This window comes from Kitasatospora sp. NPDC059803, assembly GCF_042732255.1.
Classification (GTDB): domain Bacteria; phylum Actinomycetota; class Actinomycetes; order Streptomycetales; family Streptomycetaceae; genus Kitasatospora.
The window spans coordinates 14,800-24,086 of sequence record NZ_JBHWIJ010000065.1 but is presented as its reverse complement, the minus strand read 5'-3'; the positions used below and the strand labels follow the sequence as shown (position 1 = coordinate 24,086).

Here is a 9,287-nt window from a genome sequence, read left to right as displayed (position 1 = left end):
GGGGGGCGGGGGGGGGGCCCGCGCGGGGGGGCTTGCGGTTCCCCCCGGGCCTCCCGGTTGTTGTGGGGGCGGGCGGGGGGGGGACCCCACCTCCCCCCAAGCTCCCCCACCCCCCCCCCGGGGGGGGCCGGCGGGGGGCGGCCCCGCCACCCCCCCCCCCGGGCCGCCCCGCCTGCACGCCCGCCTGGAAACGCGTGGTGGCCCCCAGCTGGGCCAGCAGCGCCGAGACCCGGCGCACCACCGTGCGCCGCCCCAGCCCCAGCCGCCGGGCGATGGCGTCGTCCGTGGCACCACTGGCCATCAGGGTCAGGATGCGGCGGTCCCGCTCACCGATCTGCAGGTCGACGGCGGACACCGACGCCGGGACGGCCAGCCGCCAGAGCGTCTCGAACACCGCGGCCAGCGCCCGCAGCAGGCCCGAGGGCCGGATCAGCAGCGAGACGACGCCCGGGCGCCCGTCGGCCGCCAGCGTGACGATCGCCAGGTCGTCGTCGCCCAGGGCCAGCTTGAGCGGCGGCTCGTCCAGCGTGCGGGCCTGCTCCCCCGCCTCGACCATGCGCGCCATGTTGGGGCCCGCGACCGGGTCGTCGAAGGCGCAGCCGTGGTAGATCGAGCGGTAGACGACCCCGGCGGCCATCCGCTGGCGCTGCAGCACCTCCTGGTCGAGGTAGTAGGCCGAACTGCCGGAGTAGGGCGGCACGTCGATGACCCGCACCTGGTGGCGGGCGGCGAGTTGGAGGCGCCGACTGGCCGCCAGCACCTGGGCGGCGTCCTCGACCACCTCCAGGGCGCCGTAGGTGCCGGCGTCGCGCCGGGCGAAGCGGTAGAGGCGCTCCAGTTCCGCCCCGGCCCGGCGCGCCGTGGCCTGCCGGACGGCGTCGCTCTGCAGCACCGCCTCGACCACCCGGCCGGGCGGCAGCGCCTCCCAGGCGCGGTCGCGGTCGCGGTGGCCGTTGCCACGCGGGCCGTCGTCGCGCGGGCCCTCGTCGAAGTGGCCGTCGTCACGGTGACCGTCGTCGCGCGGGCCCTCGCCGTTGCAGGCCACGACGACGCCCTCGTCGGCGAGTTCCCTGAGCACGGCCAGGACGGCGCCCTCGCCGAGGCCGACCCCGGCCGCCAGCTCCGCCGCCCGCGCCTGCGGACGGCCGACCAGGCAGCGGTAGACCCGGCCGCGTTCGGAGTCGGGATCCAGCACGTCGTGCACGACGTCCCCCGTCATCGTGTCGGTGTATCGGTGTGTCGGCGTATCGGTGTGTCCGTCTGCCGGTGTGTCGGCCCGTCCACTCGTCGGTTTGTCGGCTTGTCGTTGTACCGGTGTCGCCCGGACGGGCCGTCGGAGGCTACCCACGCCGGTGGCGCACATGCGCCAGTGGCCCAGGTGCGCCGCAGGGCGCTCTGGCGGACCGCGAGGTGATCTCGCAAGAGTTGTCGGTGTTCAGACAGTCCCAGCGGTTCCCCCCGGGAACGGCGGCACCCTCACGGCCAAGGACAACCCATGACACCAGCCCAGCCCGCCCGGCGCCCGCCCGTACGGCCCCTGCGCGCCCGGCTCCGGCACGCCAAGGCGGCCGTCGCCGCCCTGGCCGCCTGCCTCCTGCTGCTGGGCGTGCCCGCCGCGCACGCCGAGGCCCCCGCCCCGCCGCCGATGAAGGACGGCTTCGGGCTCACCCAGGTCGGTGCCGCCACCGGCAGCGCCACCAACTTCGTGCTCACCGTCACCACACCCCAGGTCGCCGGGGAGCACACCATCCGGATCCTGCTGCCCGCCGACTACGCGGCCAGCCCGGCCAAGCGCTACCCGGTCCTGTACTTCCTGCACGGCGCCTCGGACAACCCGAGCGACCCGGCCCTGGCCTACCCCGCCCTCACCGCCGCGCAGTCGATGATCACCGTCATCCCGGACGGCGGCCTGCGCGGCTGGTACACCGACTGGCTCGACCAGAACACCGCCGCCGGGGCACAGAACTGGGAGACCTTCCACCTCGACCAGGTGGTCCCGTTCATCGACGCCAACCTGCGCACCCTGACGGGCCGCAAGAGCCGGGCCGTCGGCGGCCTGTCGATGGGCGGCTTCGGCGCGCTGCACTACGCGCAGGACCGGCCCCAGCTGTTCGGCCAGGTCCTCACCATGTCCGGCGCGAACGACCTCTCCGTGAACGAGATGATCATCCGCGGGGCCGTGGTCGCCACCCTGACCAACGCCGGCACCGTGCTGTGCGGGCCCAGCGACGGGAAGCCCTGCGGCCTCGACTTCGGCCCCACGGTCTCCAGCGACGCGATCTTCGGCTCGCCGTACCCGGTGTTCAACGCCGACTGGCGCTGGAACGCCGCGGACCCGGTCTCCCGCCTGGGCGCGCTCACCGACACCGGCATCGCGGTCTACACCGGCAACGGCAACGGCAGCGCCTCCGACATGGAGTTCTGGGCCGAGGGCACCGCCAAGCGCCTCAAGGACCGCCTGGACGCCCTCGGTTACCGCTACCACTACGTCGACTACGGCAACGGCGCCGGCTGGGGCACCGCCTGCAACGGCGGCCACAGCGCGGGCTGCTGGGCGCAGGACCTCGTGGACTACGTCCCGCGCCTGGAAGCGGCCTTCGCCGCCGCCTGACCGGCCCGCCCTCCCTCTTTCCGCTCCCTCTCCCCTCTCCCTCTCCCTGTTCCCAACGAAAGGACCCGACCCCGTGCTTTCCGCCACGACCCCGAGCCGACCGGCTCCCTGGCTGCGCCTGATCGCGGCCGTCCTGGTGGCCTGTTGCGCCGCCCTGGGCTTCACCGCCGCCCCGTTCGCGACCGCGCGGGCCCACGCCGCCACGGCACCGGCCGCCGCCTGCGCCTCCCCGCAGCAGTGCCTGACCATCAAGTCCCTCAGCAACGGGCGCCAACTCGACGTCCAGAACGGCACCATGGGCGACGGCGCCTACATCGTCACCAACTCGGCGCCCGGCTACCACCAGTCCTGGCGGCTGAGCGTCGACCCCTCCGACTTCTCCTTCACCATCGTCAACAACGACACCGGCAAGTGCATCGACCTGGCCTTCTTCACCCCGGCCCTGCGCCAGCAGACCTGCGCCGGGCAGTCCAGCCAGCGGTGGTTCCTGCAGCCGGTCGCCGGGGCCGCCGACGCGTTCATGATCCGCCACCTGGGCGACAACACCTGCCTGGACCTGCTGCTCGGCGCCCAGTACGACGACGCCTGGACCGACCAGTACACCTGCAACGGCACCGCCAACCAGCAGTGGTCCACCGGCTTCCCGCAGGCCGCCCGCAGCCTCGCCGTCGACCACGCCGCCAAGCAGTGCCAGAAGGACGTCTCCTCCTGCTCCTGGGCCGTCAAGAGCGAGGCCCCCGCGGCACCGCTGCCGAAGGTCTGCGTCTCCTCGATCTGGTTCAACAACACCAGCAGCGCCGCCCAGCAGAACTTCGCGGTCACCAACATGACCGGCTGGTCCAGCACCCTCGGCGGCGAGATCGGGGCGGACATCTCCGGCGGCGCCCCCGGCGGCGTCTTCACCACCGCGGTCAAGACCGCCGTCAACTACAGCAACGTCTGGCAGGGCTCGACCACCGTCAACAACGCCGTCACCGTCAACGTCCCGCCCCAGCAGTACGGCTGGGTGACGCTGGCCGAACTCGCCCGCAAGGTCACCGGCAGCTGGACGTTCGACGCCCGCGGCTTCCCGTGGACCGCCGAGGACACCGTCACCGTCCCGCTCACCTCCGACCCCAGCGGCGGCGCCACCCTCTACATCGCCAACACCAGCCCCACCTTCACCAGCTGCTCCTGAGCCCCACCGCACGACCGACAGCCAGCCGCCGCCCGGCCCCGCCGGGCGGCGGCCCCGCTTTCCCCCGGCCCTTCCCCCGCCCTGACCTGACCCCGCCCTTCCCTGCCCTGACCTGCTGACAATTGTCACGGTCGGCCGGTGCGGCAGCACACTGCCGGGCGGGGGCGCGGCGCGGACAGCATGGGGGCATGACCTCCACCGATGTGAACCACCCCGACACCGTTCGGGCCTTCCGCACCATCAGGCGGCTGGTGTTCGCCTACCTGGGCCTCAGCGTCGTCACCCTGGCGGCCGCCTACGCCCTGCGCGACCACCCCGACCTGGTGAACCCCGCCGTGTGGATCCGCGGCAGCCTCGTCGTGGCCAGCGCCGTGGTCACGTCCCTGTTCACCACCCGGGCCGCCCGCGGCTCGCACGCGGCGTACCGGCGGCTGCGGATCATCTCGGCCGTCATGATCGCCGCGATCGTCGTGATCATCTGCGTGCCGGGGACCTTCCCGTTCTGGATGAAGGCCGAGCAGGCCCTGTGCGGGCTGGTGCTGGCGGGGGTGGCCGCCGTGATCAACGGACGCCACCTGCGTACCCTGTTCGCGCGATCCGACGCGACGTGAGGCAGGCGAGGGTGGACGAGGACACGCAGGCGACCCTCCCCGGGCACGCCGCCGCGGAGCGCGCCACAGGGGAGCGCGCCCCGCAGCGGTGGGTGCAGGGCTGGCGGCGGATCATGCTGGGCGCCGGGATGCTGGTCTACCCGTGCCTGACCGCCGTCGCCGTGAACGACAACGTGTCCGGGGCGGCCCTGGTCGCCGGGTACGCGGTCGTCGGCGCGTTCTGCCTCTGCTTCGTCCTCACCGCCACCGCGATGGTCCGCGGCCGGCGGCGGCAGGTGCTCCTGCTGCTGGCGGTGATGAGCGCGCTGTTCCTGGCCGCGCTGCCGTTCGCCCACGAGAACGCGTTCTACCTCGCCACCGTCGTGGTCTCCTTCGTCGCCGTGCTGCGGCGCCGCCACGCCACCCGGGTGACCGCCGCCGCCACCCTGGCCGCCCTGCTGGTGCCGTGGGCGGTGCCCGCCTGGCACACCGGGCCCGGCACCTTCCAGGCGCTGGCGCTGCTGTTCACCGTGCTCACCACGGGGGCGTTCGCGGAGATCGCCACCACCAACCAGGCCCTGGTGGCCGCCCGGGCCGAGGTGGCGCGGCTGGCCTCGGAGGCCGAACGCAACCGGATCGCGCGCGACCTGCACGACCTGCTCGGGCACTCGCTCACCGCGATCACCGTCAAGTCCCGCCTGGCCCAGCGCCTCGCCGCCAAGGACCTCGACCAGTCGCTGGCGGAGATGGCCGCGGTGGAGTCGCTGTCCCGGCAGGCGCTGGCCGACGTCCGGGCCGCGGTCACCGGCTACCGCGACGTCACGCTGGCCGGCGAACTGGCGCGCGGACGCGAACTGCTGCGCGCCGCCGGGGTGGTCGCCGACCTACCGACGTCCACCGACCCCGTCGCCACGCAGGACGGGGAACTGTTCGGCTGGGTGGTGCGCGAGGGCCTGACCAACGTGGTCCGGCACGCCCGGGCCGACCGCTGCACCGTGACCGTCACCGGCTCCTCCGTGGAGATCCGCGACGACGGGACGGGCGCGGACGGCAGGACCGGCGGGGGCGGCGGGACCGGCGAGGGCAGCGGGACCGGCGAGGGCAGCGGGATCGGGAAGGGCCTGAGGGGGCTGCGGGAACGGGTCGCGGCGGCCGGCGGTACCGTCGAAGCCGGCCCGCTGAGCCCGCACGGGTGGCGGCTGCTGGTCACCGTCCCGCCGGGCGCCCGCCACCGGCGCACCCCCGCCCGGAAAGGGACGACATGACGATCCGCCTGCTGCTCGCCGAGGACCAGGAACTGGTCCGCACCGCGCTGTGCGCCCTGCTCGACCTGGAGGACGGCTTCGAGGTGGTCGCCGCCGTCGGGCGCGGCGACCAGGTCGTCGACGCGGCCCGCGAACACCGGCCCGACGTGGCCCTCCTGGACATCGAGATGCCCGGCCTCGACGGCCTGGCCGCCGCCGCCGTCCTGGCCCAGCAGGTACCCGGCTGCCGGGTCGTCATCCTCACCACCTTCGGACGCGCCGGCTACCTGCGCCGGGCGATGGAGGCGGGCGCGGTCGGCTTCGTCGTCAAGGACGCGCCGGCCGAAGTGCTCGCCGACGCCATCCGCCGGGTCGCGGCGGGCGAACGCGTGGTGGACCCGGAACTGGCCGCGGCCACCCTGGCGGCCGGCGCCTCCCCGCTCACCGCCCGGGAACGCGACGTGCTGAACGCCTCCCGCTCCGGGGCCGGCGTCGCCGAGATCGCCGGCAAGCTCTACCTCTCGGAGGGCACCGTGCGCAACTACTTCTCCTCCGCCATCGCCAAGACCGCCACCCGCAACCGCACCGAGGCCCTGCGCACCGCCGACGACCGCGGCTGGCTCTGACACCGCCGGACGACGGGCGCAGGGCTGCCCGGGACGGGCGTCAGAGCCGCTCGACGGTGACCTGGGTGATCACGACGTCGTCGACGGGGCGTTCGCCGTCCGGGGGGACGGCCGCGAGGGCGTCGACGACGGCCCGGGAGTCGGCGTCGGCGACCTGGCCGAAGATGGTGTGCCGGCGGTTCAGGTGGGCCGGCGTGCCGACCGTGATGAAGAACTGCGAGCCGTTGGTGCCCGGGCCGGAATTGGCCATGGCGAGCAGGTACGGCTTGGTGAAGTGCAGTTCGGGGTGGAACTCGTCGGCGAAGGCGTAGCCCGGGCCGCCGGTGCCGCTGCCGGTGGGGTCGCCGCCCTGGACCATGAAGCCGGCCACCACGCGGTGGAAGAGCGTGCCGTCGTAGTACGGGCCGCTGCCCGGCTCGCCGGTGCGCGGGTCGGTGTACTCCCGGGCGCCCTCGGCGAGTTCGACGAAGTTGCGGACCGTCTTCGGCGCGTGGAACTGGAACAGCTCCAGCCGGATCGGGCCCAGGGTGGTGTGCAGGGTCGCGAACAGGCCCTTGGCCATGGCGGACTCCTTTTGCTCGGATGGTCAGTTGGGGGCGGGGACCGGCTCGACGGGGCCGAAGTCGCGGAAGGTGCCGTAGGTGCGCGTCGCGGTGCCCCTGATCTCGACGCGCTGGTCGAAGCGCACGGTGCGGCCCTGGGCGTCGATCCACTGGTCGAGCTGGAAGGACGTCACGCCCATGCGCTTGAGGTTGAGGTAGTGCTCGGCGTCCACGGCGCGCATCTTCTCCAGGTCGAGCGTGCCGGACAGGTGGAAGGCGGGCGCGCCGTTCTGCTCCTCCATGCCCTTGCGGGCGGCCGGGCCGAGCGCCGACAGGGCCTTCGCGTACCCGTGGTAGTCGGCGATCCGGTCGCCGAGCGGGGACTTGCGCCAGCCGCTGCCGGACTTGACGTACGTCGCGTCCTCGGTGACGACGACCGGGTCGCCCGCCGAACCGCCGCCGGCGCCGAGGGACTCGGTGAGACGGCCGGTGCGCACCTTGCCGTTGAGGTTGATCCGGCCGGTGGTGGTCGCGACCAGCGGGCCGCCCTCGGTGCGGAAGTCCTGGGAGGCCGCGTAGGGCGTGCGGGCGGCTTGGGCGAGGGCCTGTTCGGGGTCGATCACCCCGCCGGCGGGCGCCTCGGCCGGGGCCGACGCGGGTGCGGACGCCGAGGCCGCTGCCGGGGCGGACGTCGGGGCCGCGTCGGGGGTCGTCGGCGTCGCGGCCGGGGTGGTGGCCGGCGGGGCGGCGGGGGCCGGGGCCGCCGAGGGGGCGTCGTCGTTGCAGCCCGTCAGCGCGGTGAGGGAGAGCACGGTCGCGGCGGCGGCCAGGGCGGTGGTGCGGCGAATCGTCAAGAAAGGTCTCCGGTCGAGAGGATCGGTGTCGGCATCCTGGCACACGGCGGGCTGGTGACCGCACTCGGCGCCAGGTCGGGGCGCAGGTCGGGGGGCGCGGGACGGGGGCGCGGGTCGGGCGAATCCCGCGCGGCGCCAACTTCCCTGCGGGACAGGCCTGGTATCCACTTGTATGGCGGATCGGCCCGGTTTCGGACGGGTCGGGGGCGCGGGCGGCGGGCTCGGCTTGAGAGGATCGGCCCGGAAACGGGATGGACGGGAGAGGGTGGGTCGTGGTCGGTACCGTGCTGGTCGGTGTCCTGGTGCTCGCGGTCGGCGGGTGCGTGTGCGTGGTGTGGGCCGAACGCGGCGGCCCCCGCTGGGTGCGCGCCGTGGCGTCCGCGACGCTCGTCTCGGGGTCCGTGCTGCGCCGCTCCGCGCGCAGCCGGCGCCGGAACCGGAGCCTGAGCGGCGGTGACAGCGGCGACGGTGGCGGCGGGGATGGCGGTGGCGGCGGCGGTGGTGGTGGCAGCAGCGATGGTGGCTGAGCGCCCCGCCCGCGGGCGCGACGACGACGAACGGCTGCGGCGGGTCTTCGAGGCGGTGCTGGCCGAGACCCTGTCCGGGACCGGGCCGCTCACCTGCACGGGCCTGGACGAGGACACCGAGAACGCGCTCTGGGCGGTCTGGGAGGCGCACCCGAACGCCTCGGCCGAGCTGGTGCAGGCCGCGCGGCGCGCCTTCGCCGGCCAGTTGGACGGCGGCAACGCGGCCCGCTGGCGCGCGGAACTCGCCGCCCGGGCGATCGCCGGGCGCCGCCCCCGCGGCTGAGCGTGCGGCCCCGGACGTCCGCATGCCCCGGCCGCGTGGGCGGCCGGGGCGCGCGGGGGCGTCAGCTCTCGGTGGAGCGGCGGCGGGAGGCGACGACGAGCGCCGCACCCGCGGCCAGGGCCGCGGCGGCGCCGCCGGCCTCCCAGCCGAGGCCCTCGGTGCCGGTGGCGGCGAGCTGGCCGGGGCGGGTGGTGACCGTGGTGGTGCCCGTGGTGGCCGTGGCCGTCCCGGCGGTGGTGCCCGCCGTGGTCGTGCCCGCGGTCGTGCCCGTCGCGGTCGTGTCCGTCGTGGTGGTCAGGGCGGCGGGCCGGACGGCCGGCTGGGCGCCGGTGGCGGTCTGCGGCTGCTCGGCGGGCCGGGCCGGCTGCGGGGCCGGCTTGTTCGCGGCCTCGTCCTCGGCGCGGGCCGTGAACTGGCCCTCCTTCAGGAAGTCCAGGATGTCCTGGTAGCTGCCCCGCAGCGCCTTGTCGGCCGCCTTGCTCAGTGCCGGTCCGGCGCCGTCGGAGATCCGGACGACCTTCAGCCGGTTGTCGGTCTGACTCCACTCGCCGAGCTCGACGTCCAGGAAGTGCCGCACGTCGGCGGCAGTGCCCGCGAGGGCCTTCTCCCCCGCCGCGCGCACGCCCGGGCCGGTCTCCTTGTCGTCGAGGATGCCCTGCACCTTGGCGCGGTCCTCGTCCTCGGCGCGGGCGATGAACTGGCCCTCCTTCAGGAAGGCCAGAACTTCCTGGTTGCTGCCGGATATCGCCTTCCGGGCGGCCGCCTTCACCGCCGGCCCGGCGCCGTCGAAGATCCGGGCGACCATCACCCGGTTGTCGGTCTGACGCCGCTCG

11 protein-coding genes are annotated in these 9,287 nt (G+C 74.8%); 7 read left to right on the top strand and 4 right to left on the bottom strand.

Annotated features, from left to right (window positions below; genetic code table 11):
• Positions 1 to 1,219: LuxR C-terminal-related transcriptional regulator (locus ACFV6I_RS13805; protein WP_380425220.1), on the bottom strand; the 1,219-nt coding region annotated here is incomplete at its 3' end.
• A 276-nt stretch (positions 1,220 to 1,495) separates the two neighbouring features.
• Between ACFV6I_RS13805 and ACFV6I_RS13800 the strand changes: the two genes are divergently transcribed.
• From ACFV6I_RS13800 to ACFV6I_RS13780, 5 genes are all read left to right on the top strand, one after another.
• A complete protein-coding gene (locus ACFV6I_RS13800; protein ID WP_079136646.1) occupies positions 1,496 to 2,611 on the top strand; it encodes an alpha/beta hydrolase family protein in 1,116 nt (371 codons plus the stop codon).
• 73 nt (positions 2,612 to 2,684) lie between these two features.
• Positions 2,685 to 3,788 carry an RICIN domain-containing protein gene (locus ACFV6I_RS13795; RefSeq protein ID WP_380425217.1) on the top strand — a complete coding sequence of 368 codons (1,104 nt, stop codon included), beginning with the start codon at positions 2,685 to 2,687 and terminating at the stop codon, positions 3,786 to 3,788.
• A gap of 188 nt (positions 3,789 to 3,976) precedes the next feature.
• Entirely contained in the window at positions 3,977 to 4,399 is a 423-nt protein-coding gene (locus ACFV6I_RS13790; RefSeq protein WP_363376075.1) for a hypothetical protein, read from the top strand.
• 11 nt (positions 4,400 to 4,410) lie between these two features.
• Positions 4,411 to 5,643: a sensor histidine kinase gene (locus ACFV6I_RS13785; RefSeq protein ID WP_380425215.1), complete on the top strand. Its 1,233-nt coding sequence runs from the start codon at positions 4,411 to 4,413 to the stop codon at positions 5,641 to 5,643.
• Complete coding sequence (locus ACFV6I_RS13780; RefSeq protein ID WP_380344249.1) at positions 5,640 to 6,248, top strand: response regulator; 609 nt, start codon at positions 5,640 to 5,642, stop codon at positions 6,246 to 6,248. The genes ACFV6I_RS13785 and ACFV6I_RS13780 overlap by 4 nt, the downstream gene beginning before the upstream one ends.
• Before the next feature lie 40 nt (positions 6,249 to 6,288).
• Here the strand turns inward: ACFV6I_RS13780 and ACFV6I_RS13775 are convergent, their stop codons facing one another.
• Both ACFV6I_RS13775 and ACFV6I_RS13770 read right to left on the bottom strand, forming a co-directional pair.
• Positions 6,289 to 6,810, bottom strand: a complete 522-nt coding sequence (locus tag ACFV6I_RS13775; protein WP_380425212.1) for a peptidylprolyl isomerase — start codon at positions 6,808 to 6,810, stop codon at positions 6,289 to 6,291.
• Between the two features lie 24 nt (positions 6,811 to 6,834).
• Positions 6,835 to 7,644: a hypothetical protein gene (locus ACFV6I_RS13770; RefSeq protein WP_380425210.1), complete on the bottom strand. Its 810-nt coding sequence runs from the start codon at positions 7,642 to 7,644 to the stop codon at positions 6,835 to 6,837.
• Between the two features lie 251 nt (positions 7,645 to 7,895).
• Here ACFV6I_RS13770 and ACFV6I_RS13765 point away from each other — a divergent pair, with 251 nt between their 5' ends.
• On the top strand, positions 7,896 to 8,171 hold the full coding sequence (locus ACFV6I_RS13765) for a hypothetical protein (RefSeq protein WP_063352862.1): 276 nt from the start codon (positions 7,896 to 7,898) through the stop codon (positions 8,169 to 8,171).
• Entirely contained in the window at positions 8,161 to 8,454 is a 294-nt protein-coding gene (locus ACFV6I_RS13760; RefSeq protein WP_380425208.1) for a hypothetical protein, read from the top strand. The genes ACFV6I_RS13765 and ACFV6I_RS13760 overlap by 11 nt, the downstream gene beginning before the upstream one ends.
• A 61-nt stretch (positions 8,455 to 8,515) precedes the next feature.
• On the opposite strand, the gene ACFV6I_RS13755 is transcribed toward ACFV6I_RS13760, so the two are convergent.
• Positions 8,516 to 9,287 (bottom strand): ALF repeat-containing protein (locus ACFV6I_RS13755; RefSeq protein WP_380425206.1); only part of this gene is annotated, 772 nt, incomplete at its 5' end.

Coding starts and splice junctions, on each gene's coding strand:
- ACFV6I_RS13800 (WP_079136646.1), top strand. CDS start 1,496: ATGACACCAGCCCAGCCCGCCCGGCGCCCGCCCGTACGGCCCCTGCGC.
- ACFV6I_RS13790 (WP_363376075.1), top strand. CDS start 3,977: ATGACCTCCACCGATGTGAACCACCCCGACACCGTTCGGGCCTTCCGC.
- ACFV6I_RS13780 (WP_380344249.1), top strand. CDS start 5,640: ATGACGATCCGCCTGCTGCTCGCCGAGGACCAGGAACTGGTCCGCACC.
- ACFV6I_RS13775 (WP_380425212.1), bottom strand. CDS start 6,810: ATGGCCAAGGGCCTGTTCGCGACCCTGCACACCACCCTGGGCCCGATC.
- ACFV6I_RS13765 (WP_063352862.1), top strand. CDS start 7,896: ATGGACGGGAGAGGGTGGGTCGTGGTCGGTACCGTGCTGGTCGGTGTC.
- ACFV6I_RS13760 (WP_380425208.1), top strand. CDS start 8,161: ATGGTGGCTGAGCGCCCCGCCCGCGGGCGCGACGACGACGAACGGCTG.